Origin of the sequence: Tenacibaculum piscium (assembly GCF_021390715.1) — a bacterium.
In the GTDB taxonomy this organism is placed as follows: domain Bacteria; phylum Bacteroidota; class Bacteroidia; order Flavobacteriales; family Flavobacteriaceae; genus Polaribacter; species Polaribacter piscius.
Genome location: NZ_JAJGWT010000003.1, coordinates 208,197 through 230,557 on the forward strand (window position 1 = coordinate 208,197; position 22,361 = coordinate 230,557).

Annotated in this window: 24 protein-coding genes and 1 tRNA gene; 16 read left to right on the forward strand and 9 right to left on the reverse strand. The window is 31.1% G+C overall.

What is annotated here, in order from left to right:
* The first annotated feature begins 37 nt into the window (after window positions 1–37).
* From L0U77_RS04650 to tyrS, 6 genes are all read left to right on the forward strand, one after another.
* A complete protein-coding gene (locus L0U77_RS04650) occupies window positions 38–214 on the forward strand; it encodes a hypothetical protein (protein ID WP_193706350.1) in 177 nt (58 codons plus the stop codon).
* 67 nt (window positions 215–281) lie between these two features.
* The gene (locus tag L0U77_RS04655; RefSeq protein WP_233883636.1) at window positions 282–656 is read left to right on the forward strand and encodes a hypothetical protein; all 375 of its coding nucleotides are present in this window, start codon (window positions 282–284) and stop codon (window positions 654–656) included.
* Between the two features lie 151 nt (window positions 657–807).
* Complete coding sequence (locus L0U77_RS04660) at window positions 808–1,227, forward strand: DsrE family protein (RefSeq protein ID WP_233897360.1); 420 nt, start codon at window positions 808–810, stop codon at window positions 1,225–1,227.
* Window positions 1,228–1,237: 10 nt separating this feature from the next.
* A complete protein-coding gene (locus tag L0U77_RS04665; RefSeq protein WP_233900805.1) occupies window positions 1,238–2,257 on the forward strand; it encodes a TQO small subunit DoxD in 1,020 nt (339 codons plus the stop codon).
* Between the two features lie 119 nt (window positions 2,258–2,376).
* On the forward strand, window positions 2,377–2,910 hold the full coding sequence (locus L0U77_RS04670) for a GNAT family N-acetyltransferase (RefSeq protein WP_101916730.1): 534 nt from the start codon (window positions 2,377–2,379) through the stop codon (window positions 2,908–2,910).
* Window positions 2,911–3,243: 333 nt separating this feature from the next.
* Window positions 3,244–4,449 carry a tyrosine--tRNA ligase gene (gene tyrS / locus L0U77_RS04675; RefSeq protein ID WP_233900806.1) on the forward strand — a complete coding sequence of 402 codons (1,206 nt, stop codon included), beginning with the start codon at window positions 3,244–3,246 and terminating at the stop codon, window positions 4,447–4,449.
* Window positions 4,450–4,531: 82 nt separating this feature from the next.
* On the opposite strand, the gene L0U77_RS04680 is transcribed toward tyrS, so the two are convergent.
* The 3 genes from L0U77_RS04680 to L0U77_RS04690 form a co-directional block, all read right to left on the reverse strand.
* Complete coding sequence (locus tag L0U77_RS04680; RefSeq protein WP_101916732.1) at window positions 4,532–4,789, reverse strand: DUF6952 family protein; 258 nt, start codon at window positions 4,787–4,789, stop codon at window positions 4,532–4,534.
* A 24-nt stretch (window positions 4,790–4,813) separates the two neighbouring features.
* The gene (locus L0U77_RS04685) at window positions 4,814–5,122 is read right to left on the reverse strand and encodes a thioredoxin family protein (RefSeq protein WP_101916733.1); all 309 of its coding nucleotides are present in this window, start codon (window positions 5,120–5,122) and stop codon (window positions 4,814–4,816) included.
* Window positions 5,123–5,214: 92 nt separating this feature from the next.
* Window positions 5,215–5,856, reverse strand: coding sequence for a peroxiredoxin (locus tag L0U77_RS04690; protein WP_233883644.1), 642 nt, complete (start codon window positions 5,854–5,856; stop codon window positions 5,215–5,217).
* Between the two features lie 431 nt (window positions 5,857–6,287).
* Here L0U77_RS04690 and L0U77_RS04695 point away from each other — a divergent pair, with 431 nt between their 5' ends.
* From L0U77_RS04695 to L0U77_RS04705, 3 genes are read left to right on the forward strand one after another with little or no spacing between them, the layout of a single operon-like run.
* A complete protein-coding gene (locus L0U77_RS04695; RefSeq protein WP_233883646.1) occupies window positions 6,288–6,653 on the forward strand; it encodes a YtxH domain-containing protein in 366 nt (121 codons plus the stop codon).
* Entirely contained in the window at window positions 6,653–7,015 is a 363-nt protein-coding gene (locus L0U77_RS04700; protein ID WP_101916736.1) for a hypothetical protein, read from the forward strand. The genes L0U77_RS04695 and L0U77_RS04700 overlap by 1 nt, the downstream gene beginning before the upstream one ends.
* Window positions 6,999–7,202: a hypothetical protein gene (locus L0U77_RS04705; protein ID WP_101916737.1), complete on the forward strand. Its 204-nt coding sequence runs from the start codon at window positions 6,999–7,001 to the stop codon at window positions 7,200–7,202. The genes L0U77_RS04700 and L0U77_RS04705 overlap by 17 nt, the downstream gene beginning before the upstream one ends.
* A gap of 143 nt (window positions 7,203–7,345) precedes the next feature.
* Here L0U77_RS04705 and L0U77_RS04710 read toward each other — a convergent pair whose 3' ends face one another.
* From L0U77_RS04710 to L0U77_RS04725, 4 genes are all read right to left on the reverse strand, one after another.
* The gene (locus L0U77_RS04710; protein ID WP_233900807.1) at window positions 7,346–8,509 is read right to left on the reverse strand and encodes a sigma-54-dependent transcriptional regulator; all 1,164 of its coding nucleotides are present in this window, start codon (window positions 8,507–8,509) and stop codon (window positions 7,346–7,348) included.
* A gap of 435 nt (window positions 8,510–8,944) precedes the next feature.
* Window positions 8,945–9,769 carry a mechanosensitive ion channel family protein gene (locus L0U77_RS04715; protein ID WP_233883650.1) on the reverse strand — a complete coding sequence of 275 codons (825 nt, stop codon included), beginning with the start codon at window positions 9,767–9,769 and terminating at the stop codon, window positions 8,945–8,947.
* A gap of 90 nt (window positions 9,770–9,859) precedes the next feature.
* Window positions 9,860–11,179 carry an ABC transporter permease gene (locus tag L0U77_RS04720; RefSeq protein WP_233897355.1) on the reverse strand — a complete coding sequence of 440 codons (1,320 nt, stop codon included), beginning with the start codon at window positions 11,177–11,179 and terminating at the stop codon, window positions 9,860–9,862.
* Window positions 11,180–11,183: 4 nt separating this feature from the next.
* Window positions 11,184–12,113 (reverse strand): ABC transporter ATP-binding protein, encoded by a 930-nt coding sequence (locus tag L0U77_RS04725; protein WP_101916741.1) that lies wholly within the window; start codon window positions 12,111–12,113, stop codon window positions 11,184–11,186.
* A gap of 258 nt (window positions 12,114–12,371) precedes the next feature.
* Here L0U77_RS04725 and L0U77_RS04730 point away from each other — a divergent pair, with 258 nt between their 5' ends.
* The 6 genes from L0U77_RS04730 to L0U77_RS04755 all read left to right on the forward strand — a co-directional run bounded on the left by L0U77_RS04730 (window position 12,372) and on the right by L0U77_RS04755 (window position 20,455).
* Complete coding sequence (locus tag L0U77_RS04730) at window positions 12,372–12,830, forward strand: MarR family winged helix-turn-helix transcriptional regulator (protein ID WP_101916742.1); 459 nt, start codon at window positions 12,372–12,374, stop codon at window positions 12,828–12,830.
* 14 nt (window positions 12,831–12,844) lie between these two features.
* Window positions 12,845–15,250, forward strand: coding sequence for a 3-hydroxyacyl-CoA dehydrogenase/enoyl-CoA hydratase family protein (locus L0U77_RS04735; RefSeq protein ID WP_233897354.1), 2,406 nt, complete (start codon window positions 12,845–12,847; stop codon window positions 15,248–15,250).
* 27 nt (window positions 15,251–15,277) lie between these two features.
* A complete protein-coding gene (locus tag L0U77_RS04740; protein ID WP_233897353.1) occupies window positions 15,278–16,468 on the forward strand; it encodes an acetyl-CoA C-acyltransferase in 1,191 nt (396 codons plus the stop codon).
* A 23-nt stretch (window positions 16,469–16,491) separates the two neighbouring features.
* On the forward strand, window positions 16,492–18,288 hold the full coding sequence (locus L0U77_RS04745; RefSeq protein ID WP_233900808.1) for an acyl-CoA dehydrogenase family protein: 1,797 nt from the start codon (window positions 16,492–16,494) through the stop codon (window positions 18,286–18,288).
* Window positions 18,289–18,442: 154 nt separating this feature from the next.
* Window positions 18,443–19,582: a M14 family metallopeptidase gene (locus tag L0U77_RS04750; protein ID WP_233900809.1), complete on the forward strand. Its 1,140-nt coding sequence runs from the start codon at window positions 18,443–18,445 to the stop codon at window positions 19,580–19,582.
* 30 nt (window positions 19,583–19,612) lie between these two features.
* Complete coding sequence (locus L0U77_RS04755) at window positions 19,613–20,455, forward strand: hypothetical protein (protein ID WP_233900810.1); 843 nt, start codon at window positions 19,613–19,615, stop codon at window positions 20,453–20,455.
* An 86-nt stretch (window positions 20,456–20,541) separates the two neighbouring features.
* Here the strand turns inward: L0U77_RS04755 and trxB are convergent, their stop codons facing one another.
* A complete protein-coding gene (trxB, locus tag L0U77_RS04760; protein ID WP_233897351.1) occupies window positions 20,542–21,480 on the reverse strand; it encodes a thioredoxin-disulfide reductase in 939 nt (312 codons plus the stop codon).
* 197 nt (window positions 21,481–21,677) lie between these two features.
* Here trxB and L0U77_RS04765 point away from each other — a divergent pair.
* Window positions 21,678–21,752, forward strand: a tRNA-Pro gene (locus L0U77_RS04765).
* Window positions 21,753–21,881: 129 nt separating this feature from the next.
* Here the strand turns inward: L0U77_RS04765 and L0U77_RS04770 are convergent.
* Window positions 21,882–22,361, reverse strand: a complete 480-nt coding sequence (locus tag L0U77_RS04770) for a hypothetical protein (protein WP_233897350.1) — start codon at window positions 22,359–22,361, stop codon at window positions 21,882–21,884.

Here is a 22,361-nt window from a genome sequence, read left to right on the forward strand (position 1 = left end):
TAAAATATTTCTTAAAAAAAACAGATAAAAATCTAAAATGCCGAAAAAAGGAAAAGCCAAAAACACCGTTAATAAAGCGAAACATACTCGCTTGATGAAGCAAAAAGAGAACAAAGTAAAACTTGCGAAACAACAAAATAAAGAACGTTTAAAAGCATTGGTTAAAAAAATGAACGAACAGAACCAACAAAAAGAGCAAAACAAATCAGAATAAATAGCGCTTTTATTTCATTAAGAAAACAATAACAAATTATCCTATTTCTATACTGTATCTTAGCAAGGTGAAAAAAAAATTAAACATAAAAACAATACAAAATATAATTCCTCTTTTAGGACTTGTACTATTATTGTTAATTTCACCTTGCAAGATTCGTAATTTTGTAGAAGCAAAACTTGGTTTTCCGACAACACAGGTTATCAACAAAAGCAAAACAACGATTACTATTTCTTGCAATAATGCTGTACTTCCCCAAAGTAAATTAATCAAATTTAACACTTGTTTTAAATATCTACCACTTGTTTTCGTAGGTTTTAAAAAAGTACCTAAAATTACTGATGCTTCTAACCTATCTACTCAATTTCGAGAAGCTAGAAATTATTCAGCGACTACGATTCCACTTTATATTTTATATCAAAAATTTACCAATTACCTATAATTAATAAGTCTTTTTTGAAATAAGATATCAGTAAAAACTGATATTATCATAATTTATAAACTTGAAATTAGCTACAAATCATGTAGTGATATTTCAAGCATTACCTCGTTTACTTTTTTTAGTAGCAATCAAAATTTAAAATTTTCAAAACATGAAAAATTCAATTCTATATATAACAACAATTTTCCTTTTTTTAATTACGATAACACAAATACAAGCACAAAAAACTAGCACAAAAAACAACTATGTTGTACTTACTAAAAACAGTAAGCAACTCGAACCAATACTACTAACTGCTAATGAATTAGCCAAAGAAGATGGTTTTAAATATGGCGATTTTCATGTCATTATTTGCGGAAAAACGGTAAGTGATATTCCTAATAATTATGCTTTTAATAAGTTACTAATAACCGCTAAAAAACAACATGTAAAAGTCTTTGTTTGTGGTATTTCTTTAGATAAATTAAAAATAAAGAAAAGTGAATTACCTGAAAATATAACAATCACTAAAAATGGTATTTTATATGGATTTCAGTTGATAAAAAAAGGATTTATTTCATTAACAATATAAAAAGGATATAATGAAAAATATCAATATAAAAAATGATGCAGGACTTTTAGTACTCGCAATAAGATTGGTAATTGGTTGGACATATTTTTCAGCTTTTTGGAGAAGAACCATTTTAGCAAACAAACTAGATCCTGAAGTTGCGGGGTATATTGGTGAAAAATTTAATCACTTTTTACCTAATGCACTAGGCATAAAACCTATTATTCAGTATCTCGTTGAAAATCCAGATATGCTATGGTTAAACATGGTTATTTTTACTATTATTGAAGGAATTGTTGGCCTGTTTATTATCTTCGGATTATTTACCCGAATAATGAGTATTGGCGTATTTTTCTTAGCAATGGGAATTCTTCTTGGTTCAGGATGGATTGGCACTACTTGTCTGGATGAATGGCAAATTGGAGTACTCGGTATTGCAACTGGTTTTGTCTTATTTTTAACAGGAAGTGGTACGTATTCATTAGATAATTATCTGATTAAAAATAATTTTTCTATAACCAAAAAGAACTGGTTTGCTTGGTTAGCATCAGGAATTTTACCAATTAAAGACACTATATTTCCAAAAGTTGTACTCATTGGTTCACTGTTTATTTTAGGAATGACATTGATGACAAATCAAGTATTTCACGGCGGATTATGGGGTACACTTCACAACAAATCGGTAAAACCAACACTTGAAATTACACAAGGTAAAATAAAAAATAATATTCTTTCTTTTGATGTTTTTAGAACTGAAGGCGTTGATGTTTACGGCTCTTGGACCATCGCTATTGAATTATTTGATGCACAAAAAAATACTATTTTTAAGTATAATCAAAAAGATTTAGCTTCCTTTAAAAAAGAAAATATTTCCAATTATTATATTGCCAAAATAAAACCAGCAAAGCATAGTTTGATTATTCCTTTAGGAGCAAAAGCAACACTACGCTTTAAAAAAGATATATTAAACACACTATCAAAAGGAATATACACTGTAAAAATTACAGATATTAGTGGTGCATACTGGGAACATAAAATTTCTAAAAACTAAAATAGTTAATACTTTCCTTTATTCTTTAATCAAGTTAGCTCAAAATACTATTAAAATAGTATTTTGAGTTTTTCTATAATTTAATTTGCTGATAAAAGCATTAAAAACGATTTCTAGTTATGAATTTCGAAATTAAACGACTTAAAAACATTACAGATACTTATTTTTCAGAAGCTTGGAAACTTTATCAAGAAGCTTTTCCTGAAGAAGAACGACGCTTATTAGACACACAAATTATCATCTTAAAAAATTCAAAATATCATTTTGAAGTGATACTTCATGAAAATAAATTTATTGGTTTTTTACTCTGGTGGAATTTTGAATCATTACATTTTATAGACCATTTTGCCACGGATTCAATCCATAGAAATAAAGGATATGGTAAAAAAATACTTGAAAATTTTATAAAAAATAGTCGTAAAACTGTTTTATTAGAAGTAGAATTACCAAATAGTGAAATCAATAAACGTAGAATACAATTTTATGAACGAATTGGTTTTCAACTAAATTCACATTATTATGAAACCCCCGCTTTATCAGTAGGAAAAGAAGCTTTTCAATTACTTTTAATGTCATATCCTAGCCTTATTTGCTCAAAAGATTTTGAGAAATTTACCACAATATATCAACCTATTATTTTTAAAAATAGGTAAAAAAAACGGTTTTAAATTTTAATCGATTAGATAACTTGTTTAACAACTTGTTTTTATATAATTTTGTAGCTTGATTTTAATCTTATTTTTTAAGATAAAATAATAAGATTAAAAATTCAGCCTAAAATAAATAGGCAAAAAACAATTAAAGATTGTTAAATATCAAAATGAAATTTTTGAAAAGCATATTACGTCTTCCTTTTTTCAGTACTTATTATTACCATATAATGAGTACTCGGATAGGCTATGCATATATTTTAAATTAAAAATACTATATACTACCAAAACCTAAAGCCCGAGCATTTTGCTCGGGCTTTTTTTTATGCAAAAAAAATGGATACAATCAACAAATTAAAAGAAAATGTAGCAATTATTCTTCCTGAAAAAGGTCTCGAAGAAAAACTACAAGAAGTTAGCAAAGAAAATCGAAAATTAATTATTAAACTTGGGTTTGATCCTACTGCGCCAGATCTTCACTTAGGACATGCTGTGGTCTTAAAAAAATTAAGAGAATTTCAAGATTTAGGACATCATATAATAATATTAGTTGGAAGTTTTACCGCAAAAATTGGTGATCCTACTGGAAAAAATAAAAGTAGAAAACCGTTATCAACCAAAGAAGTACAGTATAATGCCGAAACTTATTTACAACAATTAGCTAAAATTATTGAGCTATCAAAAGCTGAAATTGTTTATAATTCTGAATGGCTAGAAACACTTTCTTTTTCTGATGTTATTCAACTTTTATCGAAAGTTACGGTTGCTCAATTAATGCATCGAAATGATTTTAACAAACGGTTTACAGAAAACACCCCAATTGCTATGCATGAATTGGTATATCCTATTTTACAAGGATATGATTCTGTAAAAATAAAAGCAGATATTGAAATGGGCGGAACCGATCAACTTTTTAACTGTACCATGGGAAGACAAATTCAGCAAAGCTTTAATATGAGTCCGCAAATAATAATGTGTATGCCGTTATTAAGAGGTTTAGATGGTAAAGAAAAAATGAGTAAATCACTCAACAATACCATTGGATTAACTGATGAACCAACTGATATTTTTGGTAAAACAATGTCTATTTCTGATGATTTAATTCCCGAATTTTTAAAGCTTACAACTGATTTTTCAGTATTAGAAAAACAAGCAATTTTAAAACGGTTAAGTACGGGAGAAAATCCTATGGAAATTAAAAAAATAATCGCTAAAAATATTATTAAACAATATTATAATGAACAAGCAGCAAAAGATGCTGAACTTTTTTTTATCAATCAATTTCAAAGTAAAAAAGCCGAAAATAAAGCATATCATCCTGTAAATTTAAAATCGATTCAAGCAAAAGAAAATATCATTACGTTAACTAATTTATGTAGTTTCTTAAAGAATGATTTAACAAAATCTGCCATTAAAAGACTTATTATAAGTGGAGCGATTCAAGTCAATAGTCAAAAAATAACCGATCCGCAAACCAATATTTCACTAACCAAAGAAATGAAAATTAAGATAGGAAAAAGAAGTTTTTATGAATTGAAATAACAAAAAATCCCAAGCCATAAAGCTTGGGATTTTATCAAATAATTTAAAAATTATTATTCGTTATTTTTTTATGATTATATGATTATTTATCAATCGATCCTAAAACACGTTTCATAAAAGTATTCAATGCTTCTTTTTTAGGAGTACCATCTTTTATCATTTTATCAACTTCAATAGCTCCGTACATATTGGAAATTAACTCACCAATAACGTCTAATTCTTCATCTTTTAAAGAGGGAACTTCTGTTAAAGCCTCTAAAGTTTCAATAGTTTCTAAGATATAATCTTGGTCATTTTCTTCAATAAAAGAAGTTAAATGTTTTATTACAGGTAATTTCATACGGCTATTTTTAAGGTACTTTAATTATACAACTTCGTTGATTAATTCTTTTAAAGAATCAAATTTATTGGTTTGTACTTGATTTACAAATTTACCATCAACAAAAGTTGCAAAGGTTGGTAAATTACTAACGTCTGCTAATTTTCTACTTTCAGGAAATTTCTCGGCATCAACAATTAGAAATGTAATTTCTTCATTTTCAGAAGCTAATTTTTTAAATTTCGGCTTCATAATACGACAATTTCCACACCAAGTTGCCGAGAATTGCACTGCTACTTTTTTGTTACTTGCTACTAAATCCGCTAAGTTATCTTGACTTAATTCTTGTATCATAATTTGTTGTTGTTAGAAAGGAGTTCGTGTATTTTAATCCCCCAATTTAGTACACGAACTTATTTCCTTTCAATAAAATAATAATTATTTTTTTAGTGAGAAGCTAAATATTCAGCTGTTCCTTTTGCATTTGGTTTCATGGCATCTTTACCTTCTTCCCAGTTTGCAGGACATACTTCTCCATTTCTTTGAACGTGTGCATACGCATCGATTAAACGTAAAAATTCGTTTACGTTACGACCTACTGGCATATGATTAATTCCTTCATGAAAGACAGTTCCTTCTTCGTCGATTAAATACGTAGCTCTATATGTTACGTTATCACCAACTACTTGTACGGTTTGTGTTGCTTCATCAAAAACCTCATCAGTAATATCTAAAATACCTAAAATTGATGATAAGTTACGGTTGCTATCCGCTAATAAAGGATATGTTACGCCTTCGATTCCTCCATTATCTTTTGATTGATTTAACCAAGCAAAGTGAACTTCAGGAGTATCACAAGAAGCACCGATAACCATCGTGTTTCTTTTTTCAAATTTACCTAAAGCTTCTTGAAAAGCGTGTAATTCGGTTGGGCAAACAAATGTAAAATCTTTTGGATACCAGAATAACAATACTTTTTTATTGTTTTTCACAGCTTCTTCGAATACATTTATTTTGAACGTATCTCCCATTTCGTTCATTGCATCTACACTTAAATTTGGAAATTTTTTACCTACTGCTGTTGCCATTTTTTTATATTTTATTGGTTATAATTTATTTTTACTACTACAAATATACCAAGCAAAACGGCTAAAAAATAAAAATATTGATGGTAATTTTTTATATTAGTATCAAGTTTACTTATACTTAAACTAATAAACTATCAGTTTTTACTATTAACCTGATTTACCTCATTTAACTCAAAAAAAGAGTTTATAGATACTCCTGTAAATATAACGAAACAAGTATCTTTATCAAAATAAATACGCTTCAATAAAAAATATTTTTAATAAAATAACATTAAATTTACCATAAACTATTGATATTCTTTTTACAATACTATTTTATAAGTCTAAACTATCTTTAGAGCTAACATTTATTTCTATTGAGTTAATAAATACCTTGATATATGAATATCTTTGTAGTGTAAATAATTAATAACCTTTAAAACAATATAATTATGAGTAATGAAAACAATAACAATATTCTTGGGGTATTAACAGGTATAGCTATTGGTGCTGGACTTGGGATTTTATTTGCTCCAGATAAAGGAAGTAAAACGAGAACAAAAATTGCAGAAGGTGCAATTGCGGCAAAAGATACTGTTGAAACCGAAGCTGCACATTTAAAAGATACTGTTGTCGAAAAAGCGGAAACACTTAAAGATTCTGTTGCAGACACATTACATTCTAAAGCGAGTACTTTAGAAGAAAAACTAGATGTTATCGTTTCCGATGCTAGTTATAAAGCAGATGATTTGATTTCAAATCTAGAGGAAAAGTTAAAAATATTAAAAGATAGAAATAAAAAACTACAAACAAAATAATGTCTGTTTTAAAATCACTGCATGCGACTTCTGAAAAAGCGATAGAAAAAGGAGAAGAGTTTTTAAAAAATTCTGAAGAATATTACAAGCTTAAAATTTTTCAGGTGTTAACTTCTTCTCTTAGCATGATTTTCAATTTTGCGATAATAGGAATATTCATTCTTATTGCTTTTATATTTTTAGCGGTAGCATTATCAATGGCTATAAATAGTTATTTTGATCATAAAATTTCAGGACATATCGTGGTTGCTTTATTATTTTTATGCTTCGCTCTTGTTTCCTACTTTTCCAGAAATCGTATGGAAAATTTAGTTATTAAAAGTTTATCTAAGAAATATTTTGACGATGAAGAAAGTTTATAATAATAACAGAGAAGTAGCACGTGATTTAAAGAAATTAAAGCTAAAACGAGATATTTCTTTCGAAGAAATAAAACTTGTAAAGAAACAATTTAAAGATGATGTTTCTTTAAGTAAATGGGTACAGAGTTTCGTTCAAATACTAAGTAAATTAAGTGCTTATAATATTGCGAAAAAAATCATAAAGTAAGAGGCTGTTTAAAATCTCACCTAAAACTGTTTTACAGCATAAAATAACTAGTTACGGATTCAGTTGCTTTCCCAAATAAAGCACCCTTCATCCAAAAAGCAGCGTTTATAATCTTATAAACGTTGCTTTTAAATTTTACTATTTTATTTACTGGCAAATAATTTTACATCATTTTCTGATATTTCTTTTTCACCTAAGATGATTAAGCGTTCTACGACGTTTCGTAATTCTCGAATATTTCCAGTCCAGTCATATTCTTGGAGTAATTTAATGGCTTGTTTTGAAAATTCTTTTTTAGGTGTTCCTTGTTCTTCTGATATTTTTTCAGTGAAGAAATCGATTAATAATGGAATATCAATTCTTCTATCATTTAATGCAGGGACTTTTATTAAAATAACGGCTAAACGATGGTATAAATCTTCTCGAAAACGTCCTTCGGCGATTTCATTTTTCAAATTTTTATTGGTTGCGGCAACAATTCGCACATTTACTTTGATATCTTTATCAGAACCGACACGTTGTATTTTATTTTCTTGCAAAGCTCGCAGTACTTTTGCTTGTGCCGATAAGCTCATATCGCCAATTTCGTCTAAAAAAATAGTTCCTCCATTTGCGGCTTCAAATTTCCCTGCACGATCTTTATTTGCACCTGTAAAAGATCCTTTTACGTGTCCAAAAAGTTCACTTTCTATGAGTTCTGATGGAATTGCGGCACAATTTACTTCAATCATGGGTGCTTTTACCCTATCTGATTTTTCATGTAGCCAATGTGCGACTAATTCTTTTCCTGTTCCATTTGGTCCAGTAATTAAAACGCGTGCATCGGTAGTGGCTACTTTTTCGATAATTTCTTTGATGTGCGTAATTTCAGGACTCTCGCCAATCATTTCATAATTTTTGCTGACTTTCTTTTTGAGTCGTTTATTTTCAACAACCAATTCTTTTTTATCCAACGCATTGCGAACGGTGTTTAATAAACGATTTAAATCTGGTGGTTTCGAGATATAATCAAATGCTCCTAAACGCATAGTATTTACGGCGGTATCTAAATCTCCATGTCCAGAAATCATGACCATTGCGGTTTCAGGTTTTATTTTTTTAGCTTTTTCTAACACCTCAACGCCGTCCATTTTTGGCATTTTAATATCACATAAAACCAAGTCATAATCATTGTTTTTAATCATTTCGAGTCCGATTAAGCCATCTTGGGCTTCTTCTACCTGATACGTTTCATTTTCTTCTGAAATAATTTTTTTTAAAACCCTACGGATTGCCGATTCGTCTTCTATGATTAATATTTTACTCATCTATTTTATGGATGTTATGTTTGCTGATATTATTTTTACTACTATTTATTAAAGTATCAAAATACAATAATTACGCCATAAAGCTATTGGTAATTTCTGTTAATTTCACAGATAATTTTACCCATAATTTCACCGATAACTTAGAGCCTGTTTAAAAATTAAATAAACTGTCAGTTCGAGTGATTTTTTTCCTTCAAAAAAAATTGTATCGAGAACTTTTTTAGTATAATATTCATTAATATAAAAGAATTGAAATTCTCGATACAATTTTAATTCCTTTTAGTCATTAAAATCACTCGAATTGACAAGAATCATCAAAAAAAAGGGAAGAACTACGGCAAATCAGGATGCGAAACTGAACTAAATTCAGTTTGACGGATTCGATTTTCTGTTTTCCTGCTATAAAACTTTTTTTGATGAAATTTAAACAGGCTCTTATTGTTTAATAATATGAATATCTCGTTGTGGAAATGGAATTGAAATTTGATGTTCTCTAAATAATTCATCGATTTTAAAACGCAAATCACTTTTAGGTATTTGTGCTTGAAAACTATCATCTAAAGTAAATATCAATTTAAAATCTAAGGAACTATCGCCAAAATTTTCAAAAATCACTAAAGGTGCTGGATACTGATATACCTTCGGATGTTCGTTTGCGGCTTTCAATAATAATTCTTTAACCAACTGAACATCACTTCCATAAGCGACTCCTATACTTACAATTTCACGAGTTGTAGCTCCATTTTGCGTCCAATTATACAAACTATTGGTTAAGTATTTATGATTCGGGATAATTAAGACTCTATTATCAATAGTTACGGCGCGAGTTGTTCTTAATTTTATTTCCTCTACCCGACCTACTTTTCCATCTAGTTCAATAATATCGCCCACATGCACACTTTGATCTAAAATAATAAAAATTCCTGATATAATATCCTGAAAAAAAGTTTGCAACGCCAAACCAACTCCAATTAATAAAGCTGCAGAAGCGGCAAATATGGCAGTTACATTAACGCCCAATGAATTTAATGTGGTTAAAAAAATGATAATATATAATAACCAACTTGCAAAAGAGAAGACGGTATTAAACTTATTTTCATCTTCATTTTGGAGTCTTTTTTTTACAAATTTCTCAAAATATTTTAATAAAAAAGAGGCTAGAATAAGTACGATTAAAAGCATTAAAAGAGCTTTAATGCTGATGCCAATTTCTTTATTAAATTGAAACGTATAGTTCAATATTTTATTAAGTTCTTTCATGAAAATAAAATTAAAATAAATTGTTGATTTTAAACATAAAAAAAGCAGTTATTTTAAGATAACTGCTTTTTTGTATTTAAGTAGCATATTTTAATTACTATATCGAATCCATTTCCATAAATCTTTATAGGTTGGTTTTTTCCCGTACATTAAAATCCCGACTCTATAAATTTTTGCAGCAAACCACACAACGCCAATAAAAGTAGCGATTAACAATAGCATCGATAGCGCGATTTCCCACCAAGCAACGCCGAAAGGCACACGCATCAGCATCACTATTGGCGATGTAAACGGAATGTATGAGAAAATAACAGATACAGGACCGTGCGGATCGTTAATTACGGTAAATGCGCCTACATAAACCGCCAACATTAGTGGCATCATGATTGGCATTACAAATTGTTGGGTATCCGTTTCGTTATCAACAGCAGCACCGACAGCGGCAAATAATGAACTATATAACATATATCCCGCTAAAAAATAAAAGATAAATAAGAAAAATAAGGTAAACCAAGGTAATTTTCTAATCTCTAAGAATAACTCGGCTTTATCTCCCATGAATGCTTGCATTTTTGCGACTTGATTGGCATCAATATTTTTTGAAAAAACCTGTGAAGCATCAATTCCGATAAACAAAGAAACGCCTATCGCTCCTATCAAAAGTAAAATTCCCCAGATAAAAAATTGTAATAATCCAGCCGAAGCATTTCCGATAATTTTACCAAGCATCAATTGAAACGGTTTTACTGATGATACAATTACTTCGATAATTCTACTGGTTTTTTCTTCAATCACGCTACGCATTACCGATGTTCCGTAAATGATAACAAACATCATTAATAAGTATCCCGCTAGCGTTCCTACGCCGATTTTCATACTATTAATCATTTTTGATGATTTTTCACCAGAGAAATTATACATTTTGATATCCGAAGAAATTTTAGAGGCTTTTATTTTTTCCAGATTGATGCCTAATTGCTTCATTTTCAAATTTCGTAAATGGGTATTTACGTTGTATTCAATATTTTCGATAGTCGTTAAACCAGGACTTTCTTTAGAATAAAACTCGACTGATTTGGCTAATAATTCTAGGCTATCTTGTTTTGGAATCACTAAAACGCCAAAATGCTCGCCTGCTTCTACTTTCTTTTTAGTTTGCTCGACACCAAAGGCGGTAAAATCTTGATATTTTATGGTTTCGGTATCTTTAAAATCTTCTTTAGAAAAAACACCTGAATTATCGATATATACGATTTCTTTAATTTTCTGGTCATTTTGTTTCATCAAAAAAATAACCAATATAATCATGGCAATCATTATTACAGGACTTAAAAAAGTCATCATAATAAACGATTTATTTTTAACTTTCGCTTTAAATTCACGCGCGATAATTAATTGTAATTTACTCATTTTTCTAGCTGTTTTTTTGTACTGCTTGAATAAAAATATCGTTGGCAGTTGGTATTAATTCTACAAAATGTTGCACTTGTCCTTGGGTGGTTAAAAATGCTAACAAATCGTTTGCAGAATTATTTTTTGTTAGTTGTACTTTTAATTTTAAGCCGTCATTTAACAGTTTAAAATCGGCAGGAAAAACCTTAAAATTTTGTTTTAGTTTTGCTTCGACTTCCGATGGATTTTGAGTTTCTAATCCAATTTGAAAAGTATTGGTTCTAAATTGACGTTTGATATCGTGTAATTTTCCATCTAATATTTTATTTGATTGATGAATTAAGGCAATTTCATCGCACATTTCTTCGACAGATTCCATTCTGTGGGTTGAAAAAATAATCGTTGCCCCTTCGTCTCTCAATTGTAAAATTTCTTTGGCGATTAATTGGGCATTTATCGGATCGAAACCAGAGAAAGGTTCATCAAAAATTAACAATTTAGGCTGATGCAATACTGTAACAATAAATTGTACTTTTTGCGCCATTCCTTTTGATAATTCTTCTAATTTTTTATTCCACCAACTGCTAATTTCAAATTTATCGAACCAATATTTAAGGCGTTTTTTAGCTTCGGATTTACTCATTCCTTTGAGTTGTGCCAAGTACAAAGCTTGTTCGCCTACTTTCATTGATTTATATAAACCACGTTCTTCGGGTAAATATCCGATATTTTCTATATGATGCGGGGCTAATTTTTCGCCATCTAAAATTACTTCACCGCTATCGGGCATCGTTATTTGATTGATGATTCTAATTAAGGATGTTTTTCCTGCTCCATTAGGACCGAGTAAACCGAACACACTTCCTTTCTCGATACTAAGTGATACATTATTTAACGCAGTATAATCGCCATAACGTTTGACTACATTTTTAATTTCTAATAAATTACTCATTCTTTTTATAGTTGATTTTTTTGATGATTTTTTTAATAGTTTTTGATGATTTTACAATATATAAAAGTTGTATTTTAAAAGCTAGTAACACAAACTTACATCTTTTTATACGGATTAGTCATAACTTTATAGTAAACGTTACAGTAAAGTTTCGACTAAAGTTTACAGTTTAAATAAATGTTAAATTTACTATGCGTGCATAACTTTTAGTGTAAAATACTATGCACGCATAATAAATTTCTGTATCTTTGGACGAACATGGATAAAAATAAATCAATCGATCATCAACTAAGAGCCACTTGGCAAGCGGTTGCAAAAATGTACAATGAACAAGCTGCAAAGCATGACAGTACTATGGCAACAGCTTTTGTTTTGTTAAATATCGATTTTGAAACAGGAACTCCTTCTACCGCATTAGGTCCTTTAATGGGTATGGAACCCACTAGCCTTTCTCGTTTACTAAAAACAATGGAAGATAAAGGTATTATCTGCAGAGAAAAAAACCCAAATGACGGAAGAAGTGTTATTATTAAATTGACAGCTTACGGTAAAGAAATGCGCGAAATATCAAAAGGACACGTATATCAATTTAATAATCAAGTTAAAAAACATCTTACGGAAGAAGAATTAAACCTTTTTTTTAAAGTAACAACAACCATAAATAAACTTATTACAGAAAAGAAAGTGTATATTGATAGCATCAAAAAAACTGTATAAAAACCTAAAAACAAATGACAAGAAGAATTAAAAAAGTAGCAATTATCGGTTCGGGGATTATGGGAAGCGGTATTGCATGTCATTTTGCCAACATTGGCGTTGAAGTCTTATTATTAGACATCGTTCCTAGAGAACTTAACGACAAAGAAAAAGCAAAAGGACTTACGTTAGAAGACAAAGCTGTTCGTAATCGTTTGGTTAATGACGCTTTAACGGCTTCTTTAAAATCGAAACCATCGCCAATTTATGCTCAAAAATTTGCTAGTAGAATTACCACTGGTAATTTAGAAGACGATATTGCAAAAGTTGCTGATGTTGATTGGATTATGGAAGTTGTTGTAGAACGATTAGATATTAAAAAAATCGTTTTTGAAAAATTAGAAAAATACCGTACTCCTGGTACCATTATTTCATCTAATACTTCAGGAATTCCTATCAAATTTATGAACGAAGGAAGAAGTGAAGATTTTCAAAAGCATTTTGCGGTAACTCACTTTTTTAATCCTCCACGTTATTTAAAATTATTTGAAGTTGTTCCTGGTCCTGATTGTAAACAAGAAGTTACTGATTTCTTAATGGATTATGGTTCTAAATTTTTAGGAAAAACGTCTGTTTTAGCGAAAGATACGCCTGCTTTTATTGGAAATAGAATTGGAATCTTCGGAATTCAATCTTTATTTCATCAAGTAAAAGAATTAGGTTTAACCGTTGAAGAAGTTGATAAATTAACAGGTCCTGTAATTGGTCGTCCAAAATCGGCAACTTTTAGAACTGTTGATGTTGTTGGTTTAGATACTTTAGTGCATGTTGCAAACGGTATTTACGAAAACTGCCCGAACGACGAAGCACACGATTTATTCAAATTGCCAAGTTTCATCAATACCATGATGGAAAATAAATGGTTAGGAAGTAAAACAAAACAAGGTTTTTATAAAAAAGTAGTAAACGCCGAAGGGAAAAAAGAAATTTTAACCTTAGATTTAGATACGATGGAATATCGTGCTTCAAAACGTGCGAAATTTGCTACTTTAGAATTAACAAAAACAATAGACAAACCAATTGACAGATTTAAAGTGTTAGTTGGCGGAAAAGATAAAGCGGGAGAATTTTACCGTAAAAACTTCGCAGCAATGTTTGCGTATGTTCAAAATAGAATTCCAGAAATTTCTGATGAATTATATAAAATTGACGATGCCATGAAAGCTGGTTTCGGTTGGGAAAATGGTCCTTTCGAAATTTGGGATGCCGTTGGTATCGAAAAAGGTATCGAATTAATGAAAGCCGAAGGAAACCAACCTGCTGCTTGGATTAGCGAAATGGTTGCAAATGGGCAAAAATCTTTTTACACGATTAAAGAAGGCGCAACGTATTTTTATGATGTTCCTAGTAAAACTCAAACTAAAAAACCAGGACAAGATGCATTTATCATTTTAGATAATATCAGAAAAACTACCGAAGTATTTAAAAACTCAGGTGTTGTTATTGAAGATTTAGGTGACGGTATTTTAAACTGTGAATTTCAATCTAAAATGAACACTATTGGTGGTGATGTTTTAACAGGATTAAACAAAGCGATTGATTTAGCAGAAAAAGATTTTCAAGGATTAGTTGTTGGAAATCAAGGAGCAAATTTCTCCGTTGGAGCAAATATCGGAATGATATTTATGATGGCTGTTGAGCAAGAATATGACGAATTAAACATGGCTATCAAGTATTTTCAGGATACGATGATGCGTATGCGTTATTCTTCAATTCCTACAATTGCAGCACCTCACGGAATGTCTTTAGGTGGTGGATGTGAATTATCATTACATGCTGATAAAGTTGTTGCTGCTGCTGAAACCTATATGGGGCTAGTAGAATTTGGTGTTGGAGTTATCCCTGGTGGTGGTGGTTCAAAAGAAATGGCATTGCGTGCTTCCGATACTTTCCATGCAGGAGATGTACAATTAAACGTATTACAAGAGTATTTCTTAACTATTGGTATGGCTAAAGTAAGTACTTCGGCACACGAAGCTTTCGATTTAGGCTTATTACAAAAAGGAAAAGATGTTGTTGTTGTAAATAGAGAGCGTCAAATTGCACAAGCTAAAAAACACGCCGTATTAATGGCGGAAGCTGGTTATACACAACCGGCACTTCGTAAAGATGTATTAGTTTTAGGAAAACAAGCCTTAGGTGCATTTATGGTAGCTACGGATTCTATGCATGCTAGTAGATTTATATCTGAACACGATCAAAAAATTGCCAACAAATTAGCATATGTAATGGCTGGTGGAGATTTATCAGAACCTACAAGAGTTTCTGAACAGTATTTATTAAACCTAGAGCGTGAAGCATTTTTAAGTTTAACAACCGAGCGTAAATCGTTAGAACGTATTCAGCAAATGTTGAAAACAGGAAAACCATTACGTAACTAGACTTCACCCTAAAACATCAGAAGAAAAATGAAAACAGCATATATAGTACAAGGATATAGAACCGCTATTGGAAAATCAAAAAAAGGGGTATTTCGCTTTAAAAGAGCCGATGAATTAGCGGCAGAAACCATCCAATATTTGATGGAAAATTTACCCGATTTCGACAAAACTCGTATTGACGATGTTATTGTTGGTAACGCAATGCCTGAAGGTTCGCAAGGATTAAATATGGCACGTTTAATCTCTTTAATGGGATTAAAAATTGATGACGTTCCTGGAGTAACCGTAAATCGTTTTTGTTCATCAGGATTAGAAACTATTGGTATGGCAGTAGCTAAAATACAGTCAGGAATGGCAGAATGTATTATCGCTGGTGGTGCTGAAAGCATGAGTTCTGTACCAATGACAGGTTTTAAACCAGAATTAAACTACGATTTAGTTGCCGATGGGCATGCAGATTATTATTGGGGAATGGGAAATACTGCGGAAGCGGTTGCTGAAAAGTATAATATTTCTCGTGAAGACCAAGATGAATTTGCCTTAAACTCACATTTAAAAGCATTAAGAGCGCAAGCTGAAAATCGTTTTCAAGATCAAATAGTGCCGATTGAAGTTGAAGAAACTTATGTTGATTCGAACGGAAAAAAAGCCACTAGAAAATATACGGTAACAAAAGATGAAGGACCTCGTAAAGGTTCAAATATTGCTGGTTTAGAGCGTTTACGCCCTGTATTTGCTACCAACGGAAGTGTTACTGCAGGTAACTCATCGCAAACAAGTGATGGAGCAGCATTTGTAATGGTAATGAGTGAAGATATGGTGAAAGAATTAAACATCAAACCAATTGCTCGTATGGTAAGTTATGCCGCCGCTGGTGTACCGCCTAGAATTATGGGAATTGGTCCTGTTGCAGCTATTCCAAAAGCATTAAAACAAGCAGGATTAAAACAAGAAGACATCAGTTTAATTGAATTGAACGAAGCTTTTGCTTCTCAATCATTAGCCGTAATTCGTGAATTAGGATTGGATGCAGACATCATCAATGTAAATGGTGGTGCAATTGCTTTAGGACATCCTTTAGGTTGTACAGGTGCTAAATTATCTGTTCAATTATTTGATGAAATGCGCAAGCGTAACATGCAAGGAAAATACGGAATGGTAACCATGTGCGTAGGTACAGGGCAAGGTGCTGCTGGTATTTTCGAATTCTTAAACTAAACTAACAATTAAAACAAAACAAAATGGCAGATTTATTAAGAGGAGGTCAATTCCTTGTTAGAGAAACAAAGTGTGAAGACGTTTTTACTCCTGAAGATTTTACCGAAGAGCAAAAAATGATGAAAGAAGCGGTTATGGAATTTAATGACCGTGAAATTATGCCTCATAAAGCTCGTTTTGAAGCAAAAGACTATGCATTAACACAAGAAGTAATGGGAAAAGCTGGAGAATTAGGTTTCTTAGGCGTTTCTGTTCCTGAAGCTTATGGCGGATTAGGAATGGGATTCGTTTCAACCATGCTAACGTGTGATTATATTTCAAGCGGAACAGGTTCTTTTAGTACTGCTTTCGGAGCGCACACAGGTATTGGAACAATGCCAATTACTTTATATGGAACAGAAGCTCAAAAACAAAAATATGTTCCAAAATTAGCAACAGGTGAATGGTTTGGTTCGTACTGTTTAACAGAACCAGGTGCTGGTTCTGATGCTAATTCAGGAAAAACAACTGCGACATTATCGGAAGATGGAACGCATTATAAATTAAACGGGCAAAAAATGTGGATTTCAAACGCAGGTTTTTGTAATTTAATGATTGTATTTGCTCGTATTGAAGATGATAAAAACATTACTGGTTTTATTGTTGAATATGACAAAGACAATAACAATGGTATTATTTTAGGTGAAGAAGAACACAAATTAGGAATCCGTGCTTCTTCAACTCGTCAGGTATTTTACAATGACACGATTGTGCCGATTGAAAATATGCTATCAGCAAGAGGAAATGGTTTTAAAATCGCCATGAATGCCTTAAATATTGGTCGTATTAAATTAGCCGCTGCTTGTTTAGATTCTCAAAGAAGAATTACAAGTATCGCAATTAATTACGCCAACGAACGTAAGCAATTTAAAACTTCAATTTCAGAATTTGGAGCTATCAAAATGAAATTAGCAGAAATGGCTACCAATGCGTATGTGGGAGAATCTGCATCGTATAGAGCCGCTAAAAATATTGAAGATAGAATTGCGTTACGTGAAGCGGAAGGAAATACGCATCAAGAAGCGGAATTAAAAGGTGTGGAAGAATATGCTATTGAATGTTCTATTTTAAAAGTGGCTGTTTCTGAAGATGTACAAGCGTGTGCTGACGAAGGAATTCAAATTTTTGGTGGAATGGGATTCTCTGAAGAAACTCCTATGGAATCGGCTTGGAGAGATGCGCGTATTGCTCGTATTTACGAAGGGACAAACGAAATTAACAGATTACTTTCTGTTGGAATGTTGGTTAAAAAAGCCATGAAAGGTCATGTAGATTTATTAAATCCTGCAATGGCTGTTGGCGAAGAATTATTAGGTATTCCTTCTTTTGATACGCCTGATTATTCTGAATTATTTGCGGAAGAAAAAGAAATGGTTGCTAAATTAAAGAAAGTTTTCTTGATGGTTGCCGGATCTGCAATTCAAAAATTTGGTCCAGAATTAGAGCAGCACCAACAATTATTAACGGCTGCTTCTAATATTTTAATTGAAACTTATATGGCAGAATCTGCTATTTTGAGAACTGAAAAGAATGCTAAACGTTTTGGTAAAGATTCTCAAAAAGAACAGATTGCAATGACGCAATTATATTTATATAATGCGGTAGATATTATTATCAAAAATGCTAAAGAAGGAATTGTTTCTTTTGCTGAAGGTGATGAACAACGCATGATGTTAATGGGCTTAAAACGTTTTACAAAATACGCAAATCAGCCAAACGTAATCGGATTACGTAATATGATTGCAGAAAAATTAAAAGCAGAAAATAAATACTGTTTCTAGGAAAATATTAAAAAAATCTTCTTTAACTTTTCATAATGGGTTTTAGAATTTAGTTGTTTGTTTAGAAGGTTGTCAAATTAATTTTTGACAACCTTTTTTTATTCATCATTAATTTAATAAATTAACAAACAATAATTTTTTACAAAAACAATCCATGCAAATTACAACAAACTTTGATGCTGGTAATATTACCGTAGTATCGCAACAAGAAAACACGACACAATTAAAAATACGTAAAGACACCAACTCTCATTTTTTTCAATGGTTTAATTTCAAAATTACCGATGTTATTGTAGGAGAAACCTATAATTTCTGTATTGAAAATGCCAGCGAAAGTGCTTTTGCCGATGGTTGGGAAGATTATAAAACAACGGCTTCTTACGATGCTAAAAATTGGTTTCGTTTACAAAACACCGAATATAAAAACGGCAAACTTTACTTTAGCATTACGCCAACTCAAACCGAGGTTGATTTTGCCTATTTTACGCCTTTTACTTACCAGCAACATCTTAATTTAGTAGCAATCGCAACTAAAAGCCCTTTATGTACAACCACTATTTTAGGCGAAACCATCAATAAAAAACCTATTGAATTATTACAATTCGGAACTTCTAGTGCCGATAAAAAGAATATCTGGATTATTGCACGTCAGCATCCTGGGGAAAGTATGGCGGAGTGGTTTATCAAAGGAATTGTGGATCGTTTTGTTGCTGAAAATATTTCTGAGGATACAACGATTGAAAAATTAGTAGAAACTTGCTGTTTTTATATCATTCCGAACATGAATATTGATGGAAGTATTGCAGGAAACTTGCGTGTAAACACCTTAGGAATTAATTATAATAGGGTTTGGGAAAACCCGAATAAAGCTACTGAGCCAGAGGTTTATTATTGCAAACAAAAAATGCAAGAAACAGGTTTAGATTTTTTATTAGATGTTCATGGCGATGAAGCAATTCCTTATAATTTTGTAACCAGTTTACAAGGAATACCAAGCATTACTGATAAAATTTTATCCGAAGAAATTCGTTTTAAAAAGGAATGGATGTCGGTAAATCCTGAATTTCAAGATGTGTATAAATACGAAAACAGCGCACCAAATAAAGCAAATTTAGCAGTTTGTTCGAATCAAATTGGTGAACTTTTTAAAACACTTTCTTTTACCTTAGAAATGCCTTTTAAAGACAACAACGATCTTCCTGATGCCGAAAAAGAATGGTCGGGTGAACGTTCGGAAGTTTTAGGTGCTTCTTTTTTAACAGCTTTAGAAGGATTTTTATCAGAAACAAAATAACAGAGTATCAAAATATAAATTAAAAATATAATGAAATCGATTTTTAAAATAAATTTTGAAATTAATGATATTGCTAAATTAAAAGATGAATTTTTTTTTGATAAAAAATCAAATACGGCAGCAATCAGTGAAGATGATATCGCAACTATTTTATCTGAATTAACGGCATTAATTATTGATTTAAAAAAGAAACATAAAATATATCAATTTAATTATACCATTGGTTTAATCGATGAAAATAATAAAATTGATGCGCCAAAACTATTATTTACTGATGAAAGAACACTTTTTAATGAAGTGTCAAAATACAGCGCTTTAACATCGGCAACAATTAAATATCTTGAAGCAACTGACCATGGAGAATATGATTCGAGAATTTGGGAAGATTGCGAAAACCCGTTAGGAACACAAGCTATTTTATCATTAGTTACTAAAGATAAAAAATGGATGCCTGAATATATCGATTTTTTAAGAACCTGTGATTTAGACCACGAAGTAAATCAGGGTGGTGATATAGAAGAACTAATTGAACAATACGGATGGTGCAAAGAAACAGCTACCCTTGCGATTGCTCGATTAATAACCTGTTGCGGGCAACATGGAAGTGACCAATTTGAAGATTTATTAGAGGCTGGTCTTTCTGATTATATTCAAGAAAATAAACAATTATTTCTTAAAAAATTGATGGAAGAATTTAAATATGCTTTAGATAGTGATAGTTGTTATTCACCAAGTTTAAATGCTTCAAAAGAAGATTATTTAAATGAATATTTTGAATATGTTGAGGTTCTTACTAGCGTGCTTGATAAAAATGATTTTGATAAAATCAGCAAAGATTTATTAGCTATTTGGACTGATTTTAATGAATTTTGATAAGTTTTTGATAAAAAAAGAGCGTTTACAAAATATGTAAACGCTCTTTTAAATTTTTATTTTTTTTTTAAAAAAAATATTGCTATTTATTTTAAAGCACCTAAATAACGCTCTGCGTCTAAGGCTGCCATACATCCTGAACCCGCTGCTGTTACTGCTTGTCGGTATTCTTTATCTTGAATATCGCCCGCTGCAAAAACTCCTGGTAAATTTGTTTTAGTCGATTTTCCTTTGGTAATTAAATACCCAACTTCATCCATATCTAAAACACCTTTAAATAAATCTGAATTTGGTTTATGTCCAATAGCGATAAAAACACCTGTTACCGAAATTTCTTTTTTCTCGTTCGTTTGATTATTAACAGCACGAACGCCTTCAACAACCTTATCTCCTAAAATTTCGTCTATTTCGGTATTGTATAATACTTCGATATTAGTTGTTTTATTCACACGATGTTGCATTGCTTTTGATGCTTTCATGTAATCTTTTCGAACTAATAAGGTAACTTTATTACAGATATTCGCTAAATAAGTTGCTTCTTCGGCAGCGGTATCTCCTGCTCCAACGACCACGACATCTTGTCCTTTGTAGAAAAAACCATCACAAGTAGCACATGCCGAAACTCCACCACCAATTAGGCGTTGTTCACTTTCTAAACCTAAATATTTAGCCGTTGCTCCTGTTGAGATTATAATTGTTTCTGCTTCTATTTCAATAGATTCATCAACAATTACTTTGTGGATTCCTCCTATTTCGGTACTTAAATCAACTTTTGTAACCATTCCAAAACGAACGTCAGTTCCAAAACGTTCTGCTTGTTTTTGCAAATCATTCATCATTGCAGTTCCATCTGTTCCATTTGGATATCCAGGAAAATTATCAACTTCTGTGGTGGTGGTTAACTGCCCTCCCATTTGCATTCCTGTGTACATTACAGGTTTCATATCTGCTCTTGCAGCGTATATTGCAGCAGTATATCCTGCTGGTCCTGAACCAATAATCAAACATTTTATTTTTTCTGCCATCATCTATTTTTTTTGTATTACAAATGTAATTTTTTTTGACATTTAATGTCTTTTTTTAACATCTATTTTGATAATACATTCATAATTGAAAATGATAATAGTCTCAAAATAAAATATTTTTTTATTTTTTATTAATTTTTTTGATATTTTCTTTGATATGTAGTTATTTATTGTATATTTGCAATCCGATAACCGTACGGGGTGTAGCGTAGCCCGGTCATCGCGCCTCGTTTGGGACGAGGAGGTCGCAGGTTCGAATCCTGCCACCCCGACTTAAAACCTTAATAATCTTACTAGATTGTTAAGGTTTTTTTTGTGCGCTTTATTTTGATTAAAAGTTAACGGATTCGATTTCTTATTTTTCTCTGATATTTTTTTTCAGATGAAATTTATACAGGCTCTTAGCAATCATTTTTATTGTATAATAAATCATCAAACAAAATAGCTTCTAATTTTTCTGATGAAGTTTCATCTAATATTGTTTTTTCTAATATGACTTTAAATTGTTTTTTAGTGTTTGGACTTATCCAAGTTCCATAAAATGAATTATTTTGTTTTTGTAAAAATAATGCTCCCGAAAAATTATCTTCAACCATTGCGTATTTCTTGTTTTGTTTATCGGTGGTAATATTTAAAAGAATCCATTTTTTTTGATTATCATATTTATACATCGCATTTAAAATTGTTGAATTTCCGCCACACGGATGTTCTTGTTCGTTTATATACAGCGTTATTTTAATACTTCCATTTAAAGTTCCTTTGTATAATTCTTTTTGATTTTTCTCTTGATATCTTTCTTGATATATTTCTTGAAATTTGTCTTCATTTTTGTCTTTACAGGGTAAAAATAATACTGCTAGGAATAGAATGATAGTTTTCAT

What these genes read in the sequence shown, in the direction of transcription:
- L0U77_RS04650 (WP_193706350.1), top strand. Translation starts at nt 38, where the DNA reads ATGCCGAAAAAAGGAAAAGCCAAAAACACCGTTAATAAAGCGAAACAT.
- L0U77_RS04660 (WP_233897360.1), top strand. Translation starts at nt 808, where the DNA reads ATGAAAAATTCAATTCTATATATAACAACAATTTTCCTTTTTTTAATT.
- L0U77_RS04665 (WP_233900805.1), top strand. Translation starts at nt 1,238, where the DNA reads ATGAAAAATATCAATATAAAAAATGATGCAGGACTTTTAGTACTCGCA.
- L0U77_RS04670 (WP_101916730.1), top strand. Translation starts at nt 2,377, where the DNA reads ATGAATTTCGAAATTAAACGACTTAAAAACATTACAGATACTTATTTT.
- tyrS (WP_233900806.1), top strand. Translation starts at nt 3,244, where the DNA reads ATGGATACAATCAACAAATTAAAAGAAAATGTAGCAATTATTCTTCCT.
- L0U77_RS04680 (WP_101916732.1), bottom strand. Translation starts at nt 4,789, where the DNA reads ATGAAATTACCTGTAATAAAACATTTAACTTCTTTTATTGAAGAAAAT.
- L0U77_RS04685 (WP_101916733.1), bottom strand. Translation starts at nt 5,122, where the DNA reads ATGATACAAGAATTAAGTCAAGATAACTTAGCGGATTTAGTAGCAAGT.
- L0U77_RS04690 (WP_233883644.1), bottom strand. Translation starts at nt 5,856, where the DNA reads ATGGCAACAGCAGTAGGTAAAAAATTTCCAAATTTAAGTGTAGATGCA.
- L0U77_RS04695 (WP_233883646.1), top strand. Translation starts at nt 6,288, where the DNA reads ATGAGTAATGAAAACAATAACAATATTCTTGGGGTATTAACAGGTATA.
- L0U77_RS04700 (WP_101916736.1), top strand. Translation starts at nt 6,653, where the DNA reads ATGTCTGTTTTAAAATCACTGCATGCGACTTCTGAAAAAGCGATAGAA.
- L0U77_RS04705 (WP_101916737.1), top strand. Translation starts at nt 6,999, where the DNA reads ATGAAGAAAGTTTATAATAATAACAGAGAAGTAGCACGTGATTTAAAG.
- L0U77_RS04710 (WP_233900807.1), bottom strand. Translation starts at nt 8,509, where the DNA reads ATGAGTAAAATATTAATCATAGAAGACGAATCGGCAATCCGTAGGGTT.
- L0U77_RS04715 (WP_233883650.1), bottom strand. Translation starts at nt 9,769, where the DNA reads ATGAAAGAACTTAATAAAATATTGAACTATACGTTTCAATTTAATAAA.
- L0U77_RS04720 (WP_233897355.1), bottom strand. Translation starts at nt 11,179, where the DNA reads ATGAGTAAATTACAATTAATTATCGCGCGTGAATTTAAAGCGAAAGTT.
- L0U77_RS04725 (WP_101916741.1), bottom strand. Translation starts at nt 12,113, where the DNA reads ATGAGTAATTTATTAGAAATTAAAAATGTAGTCAAACGTTATGGCGAT.
- L0U77_RS04730 (WP_101916742.1), top strand. Translation starts at nt 12,372, where the DNA reads ATGGATAAAAATAAATCAATCGATCATCAACTAAGAGCCACTTGGCAA.
- L0U77_RS04735 (WP_233897354.1), top strand. Translation starts at nt 12,845, where the DNA reads ATGACAAGAAGAATTAAAAAAGTAGCAATTATCGGTTCGGGGATTATG.
- L0U77_RS04740 (WP_233897353.1), top strand. Translation starts at nt 15,278, where the DNA reads ATGAAAACAGCATATATAGTACAAGGATATAGAACCGCTATTGGAAAA.
- L0U77_RS04745 (WP_233900808.1), top strand. Translation starts at nt 16,492, where the DNA reads ATGGCAGATTTATTAAGAGGAGGTCAATTCCTTGTTAGAGAAACAAAG.
- L0U77_RS04750 (WP_233900809.1), top strand. Translation starts at nt 18,443, where the DNA reads ATGCAAATTACAACAAACTTTGATGCTGGTAATATTACCGTAGTATCG.
- L0U77_RS04755 (WP_233900810.1), top strand. Translation starts at nt 19,613, where the DNA reads ATGAAATCGATTTTTAAAATAAATTTTGAAATTAATGATATTGCTAAA.
- trxB (WP_233897351.1), bottom strand. Translation starts at nt 21,480, where the DNA reads ATGGCAGAAAAAATAAAATGTTTGATTATTGGTTCAGGACCAGCAGGA.
- L0U77_RS04770 (WP_233897350.1), bottom strand. Translation starts at nt 22,361, where the DNA reads ATGAAAACTATCATTCTATTCCTAGCAGTATTATTTTTACCCTGTAAA.